This is a genomic window from Lentzea sp. NPDC058450 (assembly GCF_042721395.1).
In the GTDB taxonomy this organism is placed as follows: domain Bacteria; phylum Actinomycetota; class Actinomycetes; order Mycobacteriales; family Pseudonocardiaceae; genus Lentzea.
The window spans coordinates 91,349-107,102 of sequence record NZ_JBHXLO010000018.1 but is presented as its reverse complement, the minus strand read 5'-3'; the positions used below and the strand labels follow the sequence as shown (position 1 = coordinate 107,102).

The 15,754-nt window shown below is 71.6% G+C and carries 13 protein-coding genes; 6 read left to right on the top strand and 7 right to left on the bottom strand.

Annotated features, from left to right (window positions below; genetic code table 11):
- Positions 1 to 20: 20 nt before the first annotated feature.
- The 4 genes from ACFWNN_RS26685 to ACFWNN_RS26670 all read right to left on the bottom strand — a co-directional run bounded on the left by ACFWNN_RS26685 (position 21) and on the right by ACFWNN_RS26670 (position 3,833).
- Positions 21 to 953 (bottom strand): DUF1702 family protein, encoded by a 933-nt coding sequence (locus ACFWNN_RS26685; protein ID WP_382442660.1) that lies wholly within the window; start codon positions 951 to 953, stop codon positions 21 to 23.
- Complete coding sequence (locus ACFWNN_RS26680) at positions 950 to 1,144, bottom strand: hypothetical protein (protein WP_382442659.1); 195 nt, start codon at positions 1,142 to 1,144, stop codon at positions 950 to 952. The genes ACFWNN_RS26685 and ACFWNN_RS26680 overlap by 4 nt, the downstream gene beginning before the upstream one ends.
- Positions 1,144 to 1,992 carry a class I SAM-dependent methyltransferase gene (locus tag ACFWNN_RS26675; RefSeq protein ID WP_382442658.1) on the bottom strand — a complete coding sequence of 283 codons (849 nt, stop codon included), beginning with the start codon at positions 1,990 to 1,992 and terminating at the stop codon, positions 1,144 to 1,146. Before ACFWNN_RS26675 ends, ACFWNN_RS26680 begins: the two co-directional genes overlap by 1 nt.
- 65 nt (positions 1,993 to 2,057) lie before the next feature.
- The gene (locus ACFWNN_RS26670) at positions 2,058 to 3,833 is read right to left on the bottom strand and encodes a hypothetical protein (protein WP_382442657.1); all 1,776 of its coding nucleotides are present in this window, start codon (positions 3,831 to 3,833) and stop codon (positions 2,058 to 2,060) included.
- A 188-nt stretch (positions 3,834 to 4,021) separates the two neighbouring features.
- Here ACFWNN_RS26670 and ACFWNN_RS26665 point away from each other — a divergent pair, with 188 nt between their 5' ends.
- The 6 genes from ACFWNN_RS26665 (at position 4,022) to ACFWNN_RS26640 (ending at position 13,884) form a co-directional block, all read left to right on the top strand.
- Positions 4,022 to 4,738, top strand: coding sequence for a nuclear transport factor 2 family protein (locus tag ACFWNN_RS26665; protein ID WP_382442656.1), 717 nt, complete (start codon positions 4,022 to 4,024; stop codon positions 4,736 to 4,738).
- A 36-nt stretch (positions 4,739 to 4,774) separates the two neighbouring features.
- Positions 4,775 to 6,271: a vanadium-dependent haloperoxidase gene (locus tag ACFWNN_RS26660; protein ID WP_382442655.1), complete on the top strand. Its 1,497-nt coding sequence runs from the start codon at positions 4,775 to 4,777 to the stop codon at positions 6,269 to 6,271.
- A 111-nt stretch (positions 6,272 to 6,382) separates the two neighbouring features.
- Positions 6,383 to 7,336, top strand: a complete 954-nt coding sequence (locus ACFWNN_RS26655; protein ID WP_382442654.1) for an enediyne biosynthesis protein UnbU — start codon at positions 6,383 to 6,385, stop codon at positions 7,334 to 7,336.
- Complete coding sequence (locus ACFWNN_RS26650; RefSeq protein ID WP_382442653.1) at positions 7,333 to 12,705, top strand: SDR family NAD(P)-dependent oxidoreductase; 5,373 nt, start codon at positions 7,333 to 7,335, stop codon at positions 12,703 to 12,705. Before ACFWNN_RS26655 ends, ACFWNN_RS26650 begins: the two co-directional genes overlap by 4 nt.
- A complete protein-coding gene (locus tag ACFWNN_RS26645; RefSeq protein WP_382442652.1) occupies positions 12,698 to 13,114 on the top strand; it encodes an acyl-CoA thioesterase in 417 nt (138 codons plus the stop codon). Before ACFWNN_RS26650 ends, ACFWNN_RS26645 begins: the two co-directional genes overlap by 8 nt.
- 32 nt (positions 13,115 to 13,146) lie before the next feature.
- Positions 13,147 to 13,884, top strand: coding sequence for an SRPBCC domain-containing protein (locus tag ACFWNN_RS26640; RefSeq protein WP_382442651.1), 738 nt, complete (start codon positions 13,147 to 13,149; stop codon positions 13,882 to 13,884).
- 15 nt (positions 13,885 to 13,899) lie between these two features.
- On the opposite strand, the gene ACFWNN_RS26635 is transcribed toward ACFWNN_RS26640, so the two are convergent.
- The 3 genes from ACFWNN_RS26635 to ACFWNN_RS26625 form a co-directional block, all read right to left on the bottom strand.
- On the bottom strand, positions 13,900 to 14,502 hold the full coding sequence (locus ACFWNN_RS26635; RefSeq protein ID WP_382442726.1) for a winged helix-turn-helix domain-containing protein: 603 nt from the start codon (positions 14,500 to 14,502) through the stop codon (positions 13,900 to 13,902).
- 116 nt (positions 14,503 to 14,618) lie between these two features.
- Positions 14,619 to 15,116 (bottom strand): DoxX family membrane protein, encoded by a 498-nt coding sequence (locus ACFWNN_RS26630; RefSeq protein WP_382442650.1) that lies wholly within the window; start codon positions 15,114 to 15,116, stop codon positions 14,619 to 14,621.
- Positions 15,117 to 15,224: 108 nt separating this feature from the next.
- Positions 15,225 to 15,656: an ester cyclase gene (locus ACFWNN_RS26625; protein WP_382442649.1), complete on the bottom strand. Its 432-nt coding sequence runs from the start codon at positions 15,654 to 15,656 to the stop codon at positions 15,225 to 15,227.
- Between the last annotated feature and the right edge of the window lie 98 nt (positions 15,657 to 15,754).

Below are 15,754 nucleotides of genomic sequence, written 5' to 3'. Positions count from 1 at the left end.
TCCTCGATGGGACGCGGTGGTCAGACGTACCGGGCCGCGCGTTCGCGGATGAGGTGCTGCCAGCGGCGGTACGCGGCGATGTCGAGGTCACCGGCGGTGTGCACCTCGTGCGCCGCCACGACCGTCCACTCGACGGCCTCGGCGACCGACACCCCGGCGAGCTCGCGCACCCCGACGGTGGTGTGCTCGGGAACGTGACCGGCGGCGCCGCGCGCGCCCGCCGCGAACGCCGCCCCCTGGGCGAGGGCGACCCGGTTCGGCCCGGTCAGCGACGTGAGGTCGTCCAGTGCCGCGTCGTCGGCGCCGCCCGCGTAGCAGACGGCGAGGCCGACACCGGACCAGAGCTCCGCGTGCGCCTCGGCCGGGAACGTCGCGATGCGGCGCCGGATCGCGGCGGGGTCGGCGCACTCCATGAACCACATGGCGCGGCCGACGCCCTGGTGCAGCACCGTGTGCGAGGGCTCGGCCGACCACGAGGCACGGGTGAACCGGCGGTTCCAGCCCTTGCCGCGCAGGAACGCCCGGGAGAACCCGGCGCCGTCGAGGGTGAGCCAGCGCAGCAACGGGTCGAGCTTCGCCTTGCGCAGCACCAGTGACGGCGGCGCGACCAGCCCGACCCAGCCCGCGCCCACGTGCATCAGGTGCGGGTAGCGGTCACCGGCCAGCTCGAACATCGCGTCGAGCGTCTTCTCCCGGCGCGGCCGCAGCAGGTCGTACGCCGCCGCGGCGAACGCGGCGCCCTCGTAGGCGAACCCCTGGTCGTCGAGCGGGCACGGGTCGAGCCGGGTGCCCAGCTGCTCGACCCCGTGGCGGCGCAACGTGTTGTACCCCAGCAGGAACGCCGACGCCCGTCGTTCCAGCAACGCCCGTGCGGCGGCGTTCTCCGTGCGGAAACCGCGGTTCTCGAAGTTCACCAGACTGATCGGCAACGGGGGCAGGATCCGTGCGCTCACTGTTTCTCCTTCAACGTGGACACCGGTGTCACCAGCCGGCGGGCCCACAGCCCGAGCACGGCGGCGAGTACGCCCACCAGCGCGCCGGTCTGCTCGGCGGTGAGCTCCACCAGCCCGAACGCGACCAGGAGGTTGACCAGCGCCAGGAACGCGGCCTGCAGGAGCACGGGTTCGCGGCGCAGGAACGCCATCACGAGTCGTCCTGGGCGGGACGGCGCGCGGTGAAGCGGCCGTACGACAGTTCCCGGCGCACGAAGCTGTCGAGGTAGAACTCGGTCGACTCGCACCAGTGCGCGTACTCCTCGGCCGTGCAGACGTCCTGGATCGCCCGCTGCCGCACGGTCAGCGCCCCGGAGATGATCCGGAAGCAGTCGACCGCCGCCGCCGAGATGTCGGTGTGCACGATGTCGACGAAACCCAGGTGGCTCAACAGCTCCGCGGTGTCGGCGGGCTGCGGCAACGGCCGGATGCCGTCGTACTCCCACGCCGTGCCGCGCACCCGGTCGCTCAGCTCGCGCCCGGTGAGGATGTCGGCGAACACCAGGTGCCCGCCGGGCCGCAACGCCGCGTGCGCGACCGCGAGGGCGTCACCGGGATCGTTCATCAACGCCAGCGAGTCGACCGCCACCACCAGGTCGTAGGCCCGGTCCGGCATCCACGTGTTGACGTCCCCGCGCAGGTAGCGCACGCGCTTCTGCACGCTCGTCGGTAGTTGCCGGTGTTTGATCCTGGCGTGTTCGAGCTGCGACGCGTTGAGCTCGATGCCCGTGATCTGGCAGTCGAACCGCCCCGCCAGGTACCGGCACACCTCGCCGGTCCCGGAGCACAGTTCCAGCACCCGGTGGGCGGCACCGAGGTTGAACTCGGTGCCGATGCTGTCGAGCAGCGCGGCACCCGCCATGTTGGTGAACTCGCGGCCTTCGTGCACCGGCTCGTACACCGCGAGGTGCCACAACGCGCCCGCGGCCGTGTCGTAGATCTTGTTCTGGGCCGGCAGGGAGTCGGACAGCCGGCCGGGTTCGGTCGAGTTGCTGGTCATGCGAGATCTCCTGGTGCTTAGGGGGAAAAGGGGCTGGCCACCCGACCGGGTGGGCTTCACATGCGTCATCTGCGCCGGGTGTCGACCGGGCTGCGCACCGGTCCCATGCTCCACGGCGATTGCGACGGGACATCCGTCTGAAGTGGACGGTTACCGGCCAGGTCGGCGATCGGTGAGTCCGGCGCCCACACGTTCTCCGCCAGCCAGTACTCGACCGTGCGGTACGTGCGGGTGAACACGACCAGCGAGCCGTCCCGCGAAGGGACCGGGTAGCGCACGGACGGGCCCGCCGCGGACAGCACGCGGGCCAGGCCGTCGGGTCGTTGCTCGTGCAGCTCCTCCGCGCCGGACGCCACGAGCGAGCACAGCAGCGTGCCGTCGGGCAGCAGGCGAGGGTTGTTGCGTTCCACGTAGTCGGGGCCCGCGAGCGTGGTGATCTCGCGGGTGGTGAGGTCCAGGCGGTAGAAGCCCCACGTCCAGTCGCCGCCCCTGGTCGACATGAACACGACCCCGCGGCCGTCCGGCGTGAACGACGGCGCCTCGTCCCACCACGCGTCCTCGGTCAGCCGGTGCACCTCGCCCGTGCGGACGTCCAGCACGCACAGGTCGGCCTCGAACGGCTCGGTGTCGGACTTGAAGACCAGCCGGGTGCTGTCCGGCGACCAGTCGAGCGGGCCGTGCATCCCCTTGAGCTGGTCCATGCCGCGGGTCCACACGCGACTCTCGCCGCCCGCCAGGTCGTAGGTCGCGATCTCCCAGCGCGGCCGGGCAGGATGCCGTGCCAGATAAGCGATCGAGCGCCCGTCCGGGGACCACGTGGGGAACGCCGCCTCGCCGAGCGGCAGCAGCCGGGGCGGTCCTCCGGCGAGGTCGCGGATCTTCACGACCGACCGGCCGGAGTCCTCCGCCGCGTACACCAGCCTGGTGCCGTCGGGACTCAGCGCGCCGTACCTCGGTTGCTCGTCCGCGCCGACGACCTGGCGGACGCCGCCCGTGCGGCGGTCGAGCACCCAGATCCCGATGCCGCGGTCGACGAGCCGGTGGAAGAACAGGTTCTGGCCGTCCGCCGTCCAGTTCGGCCAGCGGTCGTCCGCCGCCTCGGTGACGAGCGCGCGGCCCGTGCCGCTGCCGTCCAGGCGCTGCACCCAGATCACCGACCGGCCCTCGAAACTCCGCGAGAAGGCGACGATCGGATGCGCGCTCGACACCGACGGCTTGTAGTCCCACGCGCTGCCGTCGGTGATCTGCGTCGGCGTGGAACCGTTGAGCGGCAACACGGAGATGGCGCCGGCGCCGGTGTCGTAGGAGTGGGCGACCAGCGCGCGGCCGTCGGGCAGGTACGAGCAGGCGCCCGCCCGGCCCGGGGTCGCCGTCACCGGGCGCGGCCTGCCGCCCTTGGCCGGCACGACGTAGAAGTGCCGGTGCCCCCACGGCCCGCCGGCGTACGCGATCTGCGTTCCGTCGGGCGACCACTGCGGGTACTCCTCCTCGTGGTCGGCGAAGGTCAGCTGGCTGATCCGGCCGTCGCGCGACCGGTAGAGCCAGACCGCCTTGTGCCCGCCGCGGGACGAGGTGAAGGCGAGGCAGCTGGAGTCCGGTGACCACTGCGCCTCGATGTCGTCGCCCGCGCCGCGCGTGCCCTGGTGCCACTGGTCGGTCGCGATCTCGTAGAACCACAGGTTCAGCGACCCGGCCCGGCGCGACGACGCCACGAACCGCGCGCCGTCGGGGGAGATCGCCCCGTCGCCCGCCCCCGCCGGATCCTGGGTGAGCCGTCGCAGCCGGAACTCGGGTCCACGAGAACGCATGGGTGGCAGGTATCCGCTCACGTGTTCTTCCATCGGCTTCTCTCCCCGATTGTCGAATGCGCACGACCGACAACAGGGACACTAAGTTTGATCAGCTCCTGCTCCTTCTCCTCCCTTGCGGGGAAACCGGCAGAAATCGAGCAAGCCAGAAGACGGCCACGAGGTCCGGGGCTGCTGGAATGGGTTCACAGCAACAGAGGAGAAGTCGTCACCCTCTGCGGATGACTAGAACAGACACCGAGGAAGAGCAGTCCGTCGCTACGGTCGGTCGGCTGGCGACGCTATTGATCGGAGAGTTGATTGTGACTGAGATCCAGGATTTCGGCAGGCAGCTGAGCGAATTCGCGCGCGGCCTCCTCGGCAGTTCCGGTTCGAGCGAGGGCGACGTTTTCGAGGCGGACGAGGCCGCCGAGCTCGAGGTGCGCGGATTCTTGGCCGATTTGCAGGTGGCCTATTCGCGCGGCGACATCGACTACATTCTCAACACGATCGCCGACGACTTCACCACCTACGAGCTGATCGCGGTGAACGGCGTTCCGCTGAAGATCACCGGTCGCGAGAACATGCGTGAGTACCTCACCACGCTGTTCCCCACGAGCACCGACAGCCAGATCAAGACGATCTTCGCGACGCAGGCGGTCGCGACGAAGACCCTCGGCCTCGTGAACGAGGAGGGCGACGTCATCATCACGCGCGCCGACCACAAGGAGCACCAGCCGCTGTACTCCAGCGCGCTCGCGGTGAAGACGGCCGACGGCTGGAAGTGGCGCCACTGGCACATGTCCGAGGCCGGCCCGCGCTTCCGGGTGAACCTGGGCGGTCAGCCGATCGACGACAACGGCCGCGTCATCCCCGGTGCCCGCGTCGTCGTGGAGAACGGCCTCGGCCGCGTCGTGATCGACGGTCAGCAGGGTGGTGGCGGCGCTCCGCGCGACTAGGACCGTTCGCGGCGAACGGCCAGATAGGACGAGAACATGAGCCCACCCGTCGATCGGACGTCCAAGTCCGATGTGGACGCCTTGCCGGTGATGCACGTCAGCAACGGCGAGGAGAACCTCTACCCGAACTACCTCGGCAGCTACAGCAAGGCGTTGTCGCACAACGAGTTCGGCGAGGTCGACCCCGCGGCGTACCGCGCCTACCTGCGCGCGCTCACCAGCGAGGACCCCGAACAGATCGATCGCATCACGCTCGCCGAGGGTCGTCCGCTGACGAACCCGCAGGCGGGGCTCGCGGTCGACGCGGTCGGGCCGCCGAGCAACAGCATGACGATCAGGCCCGCGCCCAGGATGGACTCTCCCGAGCTGTCCGCGGAGGCGACCGAGCTCTACTGGATGGCGCTGTGCAGGGACGTGCCCTTCACCAGGTTCGCGGACGACCGCCTCGTCGCGGCCGCCGCGGACGACCTGAGCAGGCTGTCGGACTACCGGGCGTCCAAGCGGAACGGCCGGATCGAGCCCGACCTCGTGTTCCGCGGCGAGACGCCGGGCGACCACGTGGGTCCGTTCATCTCCCAGTTCTTCTACCAGCCCGTCCAGTTCGGCACCTACGTGACCGAGCAGCGCCAGGACACGGTGCAGCCGAACAAGGACTACGTCACGACGTTCGAGACGTACGTCCGGATCCAGAACGGCTGGAACAGGTCGCTGGCGGCCAGTGAACGGGACCACGTCAACCGCCGGTACCTCGCCACGCCGAGGGACCTGACGCACTGGGTGCACTTCGACGCGGGTCCGACGCCGGCCCAGGCGTTCTTCAACGCCGGGCTGATCATGTACTACCAGAAGGTGCCGACGGACTCCGGGAACCCGTACCTGGACTCGAAGACGCAGCTGGGATTCAGCACGTTCGGCATCCCGCACCTGCTCTCGCTCGTGACCGAGGTCGCGAACAGGGCGCTGCGGGCCGCGTGGTTCCAGAAGTGGTACGTGCACCGCCGGCTGCGCCCGGAGGCGTTCTGCTCCAGGGTGCACAACCGGCTCACGGGCAGGCGGGCGTACGAGTTCCTGGACCGCGAGGTGCTGGAGTCGGACGCGGTGGACCGGATCTTCAGCAAGTTCGGATCCTACCTGCTGCCGCAGGCGTTCCCGGAGGGGTCGCCGACGCACCCGTCCTACGCGGCGGGGCACGCCACGGCGTCGGGCGCCTGCGCCACGATCCTCAAGGCGTGGTTCGAGGAGACGGCCCCGATGCCGAATCCCGTGCAGGCCAACGACAGCGGCACCGAGCTGGTGCGCTACACCGGCGCCGATGCGGACCGGCTGACCGTCGGGGGCGAGCTGAACAAGCTGGCCGCCAACATCGCGGTCGGCCGCAACATGGCGGGCGTGCACTGGCGCAGCGACTTCACGGAGTCGTTCAAGCTGGGCGAGAGCCTGGCGATCGAGCTGCTCCGCGAGCAGAAGTCGTGGTTCAACGAGCAGCACCGCTTCTCGGTCACCCGTTTCGACGGCACCACGGTGACCATCTGATCCCGCAGCGGATCTGACCCCGGCGGCAGGCGTGGCGCGGCCCGACCCGCGCCGCGTCTGCCGCCGCCCGCTGTTCTTCCCACCCAACCCCCTGCAGGACGGTGACCCGCGATGACAACGACGCCCGCCGACACGACCCGACCGTCGCCCAGCCATCGGCTCGCGGCACGGCCGCCGGACAAGCGGCTGATGGCGTTGCGCCGCTTCGCCATGTCGATCACCGCCTTCAACGTCATCGGCCACCTGGTGCTCGGCTTCGAGCAGTCGCCGATCACGCCGATCGTCACGGTGCTCGTGGCCTACTCGGTCGACCTGCTGCTCGAGACGCTGGACGCGCGCGCCCACGGCCGCACGCCCGGCTACCGGGGCGGCCCGATGAAGCTGATGAACTTCCTGCTGCCCAGCCACATCGGCGGTCTCGCGGTCGCGATGCTCCTCTACGGCAACACCTCGCTGTGGCCCTACATCTTCGCGGTGACCGCCGGCGTGAGCACCAAGTACCTGCTGCGGTTGCGGGTGAAGGGGAAGAAGCGGCACTTCCTGAACCCGTCCAACGCGGGCATCGCGCTCACGCTGGTGCTGTTCCCGTGGGTGGGGATCGCGCCGCCGTACCACTTCACCAACGAACCGACCGGCGCGATCGACTGGATCCTGCCGCTCGCGATCCTCGGCGCCGGCACGATGATCAACGCCAAGCTGACCGGCAAGCTGCCGCTCATCATGGGCTGGGTCGGCGGGTTCGCCCTGCAGGCGTTCCTGCGCTGGGCCATCTTCGACCACGCGTTCCTCGCGGCGCTGCTGCCGATGACGGGGCTGGCGTTCGTCATCTTCACCAACTACATGATCACCGACCCCGGCAGCACGCCGGTGAGCAAGCGGAACCAGGCGTTGTTCGGCGTGGCGACCGCGTTCACCTACGGCATCCTGGTGCTCAACGGGGTCGTCTTCGGGTTCTTCTTCGCCCTCGTGATCGTCTGCATCCTGCGCGGCGGCGTCCTGGTCGTGTCCGAACTGCGGAACCGGAACGAGGAAAGGGTCGCGCTCGCGGGCGTTGATGGGCGGTGAGCACACCGAGGATCGCCGTCGTCGGCATGGCCTGCCGGTACCCGGACGCGTCGTCGCCCGAGGAGCTGTGGCAGACCGTGCTCGGCCGGCGCAGGGCGTTCCGCGCCATCCCGCCCGAGCGGCTGGATCTCGCCGACTACGGCGGCGGACCGTCCGATGTGGACAAGACGGTCGTGCGCAGGGCCGCGGTGCTGCGGAACTGGTCGTTCGACCGGGCGGGCTTCCGGGTCCCCGGTGCGCTCTACCGCGCCGTGGACCCGACGCACTGGCTCGCGCTGGACACCGCCGAGGCCGCCCTGGCGGACGCGGGAGTCCCGCACGGCGAGGGCGTCGACCGCGACCGCACCGGCGTGTTCATCGGCAACTCGCTCGCGGGCGAGTTCAGCCGGGCGGCCCTGCTGCGGTTGCGCTGGCCGTCACTGCGGCACGTCGTGGGCGCGGCGCTGGAGGAGCAGGGGATCGCGGGGGACACCGCGGCGAGGGTCCTCGCCACGGCCGAACGCGTGCTGAAGGAACCGTTTCCCACGCCCGACGACGAGATGCTCGCCGGCGGGCTGAGCAACACCATCGCCGGCCGGGTGTGCAACCACTTCGACTTCCACGGGGCGGGCTACACCGTCGACGGCGCGTGCTCGTCGAGCCTGCTCGCGGTGATCACGGCGTGCGAGGCGCTGGCCCGCGGTGAACTGAGCTTCGCCCTCGCGGGCGGGGTCGACCTGTCGCTGGACCCGTTCGAGCTGATCGGGTTCGCGCGGGTCGGTGCGCTGGCGGCCGGCGACATGCGGGTCTACGACGCCAACCCGACCGGGTTCCTGCCCGGTGAGGGATGCGGGATCGTGGCGCTGATGCGCGCCGAGGAGGCGGAAGCCCGGGGACTGCGCGTCTACGCGCACCTCGTGGGCTGGGGGATGTCCTCCGACGGCGCCGGTGGCGTCACGAGGCCGGCGGTCGGGGGTCAGACGAGGGCACTGCGCAGGGCCTACGCCCGCGCGGGTCTGCTCCCGGCCGCCGCCGGACTGATCGAGGGCCACGGCACCGGCACCGCGGTCGGTGACCAGGTCGAGTTGGAGGCGTTGCTCGCGGTGCGCGGCTTCAGCTCACCGGTCGCGGCGCTGGGCAGCGTCAAGGCGAACATCGGGCACACCAAGGCGGCGGCCGGGGTCGCGGGACTGATCAAGGCCGCGCTCGCCGTGTCGCACCGGGTGATCCCGCCGATGACCGGTGTGCGCGAGCCGCACCCGTTGCTCGCTGCGGCGGGCGCCGGGCTGCGGCTGCCGGGCGAACCCGAGCCGTGGACGCACCGCAACCCGGTCGCGGGCGTGTCGTCGGCGGGGTTCGGCGGCATCAACACGCACGTCGTGCTCGACGCGGGGGTGCGCACGGCGATCACCCGGAGTGTGCCGCGCCGGCTCGTGCCGGTGCCGCCCGAACCCGTCGTGACGCTGCCGGACGCGGCCCGACGGTGGGCGGCGCCGCTGCCGGAGTGGGAACCCTTCCTGATCACCGCGGACGACCTCGCCGATCTCGACGAACGGCTCGGCGTGCTGAGCGAGCGCTGCCCGGCGATGAGCGAGGCCGAGCTGCACGACCTCGCCGCCACGCTGACCGCGCGGCACGATCCACGCGCCGCCGTGCGGTGCGTGCTCGTCGCGGCGGACCCCGCCGGACTCGCGGCCGCCGCCACGGCCGCGCGCAAGAGGTTGCCGGGCTGGGACACCGCGCTGCTGGTCGACGAACCGGCGGGGGTCGTGCTGGGCAGGGGGTCCGGCGTCCGCGTCGGCCTGCTGCTGCCCGGTCAGGCCGCCCCCGTGCGCGCCACGCTCGGCCTGCCCGGCGCGCTGCTGCCGACCCCACCGTCCACTCCGGACGGACTGGTCGACGGCGCCGCGGACACCGCGATCGCGCAGCCGGCCGTGGTCTGGCAGTCCCTCACCGGACTCGCGTGGCTGCGGCACCTCGGGTGCCATCCCGTCGCGGCGCTGGGGCACAGCCTCGGCGAACTGACCGCTCTGGCGTGGGCCGGCGCCCTCACCGACGAGCAGGTCCTCGACCTGGCCGCCCGGCGCGGCAGGCTGATGGCGGACCTCGGCACCAGCGGCACCGGGATGGTCTCGGTCGCCGGGCCCACCGGCATCGCGCTCGACCTCGCCGAGAGCACGGAGGCCGTGCTGGCGGCCGAGAACGGGCCGGAGGCGACGGTGCTCGCCGGTCCGCTGAACGCGCTCGACGTCGTGGCCTTGAGGGCCGAGGCGGCCGGCGTGCGCGTGGCGCGGCTGCCGGTGTCGCACGGGTTCCACAGCGCGGCGATGTCCGCCGTGGCGGGACCGTGGCGCGATCACCTGCGGGACGTGGAGATCGCGGTGCCGGACAAGCCCGTCTTCTCCACGGTGACCGGCGCGCGGCTCGGGCCGTTCGACGACATCGGCGCGTTGCTGGTGGATCAGCTGACCGAACCGGTGCGGTTCCTGGAGGCCGTCCGCGACCTGGCTGCGCGGTGCGACCTGCTGGTGGAGGCGGGGCCGGGCACGATGCTCGCCACCCTGGCCGCCCCTGTCGGGATTCCCGCCGTGAGCCTGGACTGCGGCGGGTCCGCGCGGCGCACCGCGTTCGCCTCGGCCGCGCTCTTCGCGTCCGCGACCGCCAAACCGCAGGCCTGGTTCGGCGACCGCGCCCATCGCGTGGTCGATCTCGGCACGCCGCTGGAGTTCCTGACGAACCCCTGCGAGCTGTTGCCCAAGAACGGTGTGCCGCAGGCGGTTCTGCCTCCGGTGGAGCAGCCGCAGACCGTGGTGACGCCGGCCGAGGAGGGCACCGACCTGCTCACGGCCGTGCGCGAGTACCTGGCGGAGGAGCTCGAACTGCCGGTGTCGGCGATCACCGACGACACGATGCTGCTGTCCGACCTGCACGTGAACTCGTTGCAGGTGGTCAGGATCGTCACGGAGATCGCCGCACGGCACGGGCGGCAGCTGGTGCTGGACGAGTCGCTCGACGGCGTCACCGTCGGCGGACTGGCCCGCCGGTTGCAGGAGCTGCCCGACGGTGGCGCCGGCGAACCGGCGGAGCTGAGCGGCGTGCGGCCGTGGGTGGGCCTGTTCGGCCACCACTGGCAGCCGCTCGGTCCCCAGGACGACCGCCAGGCCTCGCACGACCCAGCCGAGCTGGCGGTGGACCTGCCGGACACCGCGGGGACGCATGAGATCGCCGAGCTGCTCCGGTCCGTCGCGGCTCATGCGCCACGACGGCTGGTGCTCACGCACACCGGGCACCCGGCCGCCGCGGCGGTGGGTCGCGCGGTGTCGGCCGAGCTGCCCGCGTGCTCCGTGACGGTCGTCGACGCGCCGCCGGGGGAGAACGCCTCGGCCGTGAGCGCGGCGGCGTCGTTCCGGCCCCCCAACGGGTACGCGGAGCTCCGCGTGCGCGAAGGCGTGGTCGAACGGGTGGTCACGCGGCCCCACCTCGGGTCGCCCGCGGCGGCCGCGTTGCCGCTCGGACCGGGAGACGTGTGCCTGGTGACCGGTGGCGCCACCGGCATCACCGCGCGTTGTGCCGCCGCGCTCGCCGGGGAGTCGGGCGCGCAGCTGGTCGTGCTGGGCAGGCGCCCCGCCGACGACCCGGACGTGGCCGCAGAGGTGGCGTCGCTCGGCGCCGACTACCTCAGCTGCGACCTCACCGACCCCGCCGCCGTGCGCGCGGCGGTGCGCGAGGCCGCGAAGTTCGGGCCGGTGCGCGGACTTCTGCACGGCGCGGGCGTCAACCGGCCGCGCCGTCTCGCCGAGGTGACGGACGAAGGGCTGGCCGCGACCGTCGCGCCGAAGGTCGACGGGTTGCTGGAGCTGCTCGACGCCGTCGGTGAGGACCTGCGGCTCGTCGTCGGCTTCGGGTCGATCATCGGCAGGCAGGGGCTCGCCGGGCAGTCCGAGTACTGCGTCGCGAACGACTGGATGCGCGTCGAGCTGGAGCGGTGGGCGCGCCGGAACCCCCGGTGCCGCACGCACCTGCTGGAGTGGTCGGCGTGGACCGGCATCGGCATGGCGGACCGGATGAAGGTCACCACCCAGCTGCGTCGGCTGGGGCTCGCGCTGATCGAACCGGAGCAGGGCGTGACCGCGATGCTCGACGCGCTGACCGATCCGTCGGCGCCGGTCACGGTGCTCGTCACGGGCCGCTTCCCGGCGTCCGCGACGCTGCGGGTCGACCCCGAGCACCACCCGTCGCCCGCCGGTCTGCGGTTCGCCGAGCAGCTGCCGAGCTGGGTGCCCGGCGTGGAGACGATCGCCGAGGCGACCCTCAACACCGGCACCGACCCGTACCTGAGCGAGCACCGGGTGTCCGGCGTGCTGGTGCTGCCCGCGGTGCTGGGGGCCGAGGCGATGGCCCAGGTCGCGGCGTTGACGACCGGGCCACGGGGCTCGTGGACGTTCCGCGACCTGGAGCTGCGCCGGCCGGTGACCGTCGGCGAACGCACCGACCGCGTCATCCGGGTGGCCGCGCTGGCTCGTCGTGACCGGCAGGTCGACCTGACCGTGCGCCAGGACGGCGACGGCTTCGGCACCGACCACCTGAGCGCCTCGGTGGTCCCGTCCGTGCCGCCACCGGCTCGCCGAGAACCTGTCGAGGCACCTGCTGTCGGACCCGTTCACCACGCCTACGGTTCCGTGTTGTTCCACAGTGGACGGTTCCGGCGGGTGGTGCGCTACGACCGGCTGTCGGCGTTCACCGTCACGGCCTGGGTGCACGCCCGCGAGGACACGTGGTTCGCGTCGTACCACGGCTCACGGCTGTTGCTCGGCGATCCCGCCGCGCACGACGCCACCATCCACGCGCTGCTGCCGTGCGTGCCGCACAAGCGAGCGTTGCCGGTGTCGGTGCAGGAGCTCAACGTGTGGCGCAGGCCGGAGGGCGTGCTCCAGGCGCGGGCCGTCGAACGGTGGCACTCGGCCGAGGAGTTCCTGTTCGACGTCGACCTCGTGCAGCCGGACGGGCTGCCGGTCGCGCGCTGGACGGGACTGCGGCTGAAGGTGGTGGGGGACAACGACCTCCCCGACCCGATGCCGTTCGACCACTTCGGCCCGTGGCTGAGCCGCCGGCTGGTCGAGTGCGGCTGGGCGTACCGGGTCGAGCTGTGGGGCGGGCTGGAGTTCGACGCGGACGTGCCGGTCGGCCTGCACTTCGCACTGGCGGACGAGGATCCCGCACTTGCCGCGGAGCTGGCGCTGGGGGCGGCCGGGCCGGTGGAGTTCGACGAGGTGACCGACGACGGGCTGATGTCCGGGACCGTGCGCGGCATCCGGGTCGTCGTCGCCAGGCGGATGACCGACGCCGGGCCGGTGACCGCGGCGCTTGCGATGGGGGAGCGGCATGCCTGAGCATTACGTCCACCGGCACGTGGTGACGCTGGACGAGACGAACCTGGTGGGCAACGTCTACTTCGCGCACTACCTGCGGTGGCAGGGGCATTGCCGCGAGCACTTCCTGGCCGACCACGCGCCCGGCGTGCTGCGCCGCCTCACCTCGGGCGAGCTGGCGATGGTGACGGTGTCCTGCCGGATGGACTACTTCGCGGAGTGCTTCGCGCTGGAGGAGATCGAGGTCCTGATGTCGCTGTCGAGCGCCGGTGGCAACCGGATCGTCATGGACTACGAGTTCCGGCGCGACGGCGCGGTCGTCGCCCGGGGTGCGCAGACCGTCGCCTGCATGCGGCGCACGGACGACGGGGTGGCACCCGTCGAGGTGCCCGCCGAGCTGGCGTCGGCTCTGACGGCGTACGCACGCTAGTATGACTAATAGTCATACTTCGGGGAGGCTGCATGGCTCGGCGGATCGTCAAGGAGGTCGAGGTCGAGGCCCCGCTGGAACAGGTGTGGCAGGCGATCTCCAGCGGTCCGGGCTTCGCGACCTGGTACGTGCCGCACGCGATCGAACCGACGCCGGGCGGGCTCGTCCGCACCGACTTCGGTCCTGCGGGCGTGCGGGAGGGCGTCGTGCTGGACGCCACCCCGCCGCAGCGCCTGGTGTACGGCGGGTTCGGTGAGCCGGAGGACCCGGTCTACTGCTACGAGTTCCTGCTCGCCGCCCAGGGTGGGCACACGTCGTTCCGGTTGGTGCAGAACGGTTTCCTCGACGGCGAGAAGTGGGACCAGGAGTACGACGCGCTGGACGCGGGCTGGGACCTGTTCCTGCACAACCTGATCCTCTACCAACGCCACTTCGCCGGGCTGCCGGCGTCGCTCGCGATGGCCATGACCCGGTCGGCGGGCGGCGAGGAGTGGGGACGGCTGCTGGCGGCGTTGCGGGTGCCGGAGCGGTGCGCGGTCGGCGACCGGGTGGTGATCAACGTGCCCGGCGTCGACCTGGTGGAGGGCGTCGTCGATTTTCTGAACCCCGGCAGGCATCTGGGGGTGCGGACGGCGTGCGGGTTGCACCGGTTCAGTGCCGAGGGGGTGGAGCTGTGCGGGGTGAGCGTCTACCAGTACCGGTACGGGACGCCGTTGCCGCCGGACGCCGCCGCGTGCTGGCAACGGTGGTTGGACGCGAGGTTCGCCTGACCGCCGGTGCCGGGGTCAGTCCGCGTCCGCCGGCAGCGTGCGGCGGCGGGCCGGTCGCACGCTCGGGTGCACCGCGACCACCATCCGGTGCAGCCGCCCACCTGCGGCGTCCTCGTCGTGGTACTTGGCCGCCAGCGCCGTCACCGCGGCCGACAGCTCCGTGGCGAACTGGGTCCGCGCGGCCGCCGAGGCGAAGCGGATCTCGCCGTCCAGTGCGAACGTCGCCACCTTCTTGCCCGCGCGCCGTGACCCCACGAGCAGTTCGCCCAGGTCGCGCATCAGCTGGGCGGTCACCGCGAGCAGCCAGCCGAGGGAGCGCCGGTCCGGGCTGTGCCTCGGGTCGGGCTGCACCTGCTCGAACACGTCCGGCGAGATGACGTACGAGCTCGACGCCTGGAGGAACCGCTCGGTGGTGTTGCGGACCCTGCGCTCGGCGACGAGCTCGATCAGGCCGTGCTCCTCCAGCGTCCGCAGGTGGTAGTTGATCTTCTGGCGCGGGATGCCGAGCAGCGGTTCGAGGGTGGTGGCGGACTCGGGCGTGGCCAGTTCCGCGAGCAGCCGCAGGCGGATCGGGTCGAGGGCGATCCGCGCGGTGCCCGCGTCCCGGATGACTTCGATCTCTTTCACGAGGCGCTCCCCACCTGATCGGACAACTTCGCCTTTATATACGACCCGGGTCCGAGAGTGAGGGAGCCGCCGTCGGGGGGAGACGGCGGCTCCGCGCGGGTCGCGGCTCAGCGGGCGCTGCGAGGGGTGAGCGCCTTGCCTGCCACGACGAGTCCCGCGGCGACCAGCACGATGTCCTTCAGGACGTACTGGCCGGTCAGGTTGGGCGTGAACGTGTCCGAGTAGAAGAGTTCGCCGGGCATCAGGACGAGCGGCGAGAGGATGCCGGTCAACGCGATCCCGAGGACCGCGAGGCCCGTCCTGCGCAGCCTGCCCGTGATGAGCGACAGGCCGATGAACGTCTCCATCGCCGCCACCAGCACCACCGCCGCGCGGCCCGGTACCAGGCCGAACGTCAGCATCTCCACCGTCGTGCCCGCGATGTGCTCGGCGGGGCTCAGGCCGGGGAAGAACTTCAGCGCGCCGAACGCGAGGAACACCAGGCCGAGGCTCAGGCGCAGCAACGAGACGCTGTGGCGCGAGAGCCAGTGGCCGGCGAGGTCGACGGCGCGGACGGTGGTGCGACCGGTGGCGCGCAACGGTCGCGTGGTGACGGCGATGCTCATGGGTGCTCCCCCTGGGGCGGAATCGGCTCTGCACCCAAGGTGACAGCCACGAATGAAGCTGTCAATACAAAACTTTTTGTCCCATGAGACCCGTTGGGCCGCAACGGATCAAGCGTGAAGATCCAGTTGCTCGGCCATGCTCAGCGCGTCGTAGTAGACCGTGCAGCTGACGATCCGGCGGTCGTGGAACCGCAGCACCTCGCAGCCCCGCACGTCGAGGCGGCGCCCGGTCGCGGGGTAGGTCGTGCCGTCCGGCATCGTGAGCGTGCCGGTGTGCGTGCCGTGGTTGCGGACCTCCGCCACCACGACGTTCTCGTCCTGGTGCAGCGCCATCACCTCGGCCACCGCGTCCGGCAGTCCCTCCCTGCTGCGGCGCATCCAGTCGCGGAAACCGTCGTGCCCGCGGATGGTCTCGCCGGTGGCCATGTCGGTGAGCTCGTAGTCCTCCGCGAGGAGCGTGACCACGCCCTCCACGTCGTTCTCGGTGAAGAGCCGGTACATCAAGCGCGCGGTGTGCGCGTTGGCCTGGGCTGTTGTCATGGCGGGATTCCCGTCTGCCGCACTGCGTTCCCCTTCCGGTCTACCTCCCGCGCGGCGAGGCGTCCTTCTCGCAAGTTGCCGCATCTCGCGGCGCGGTC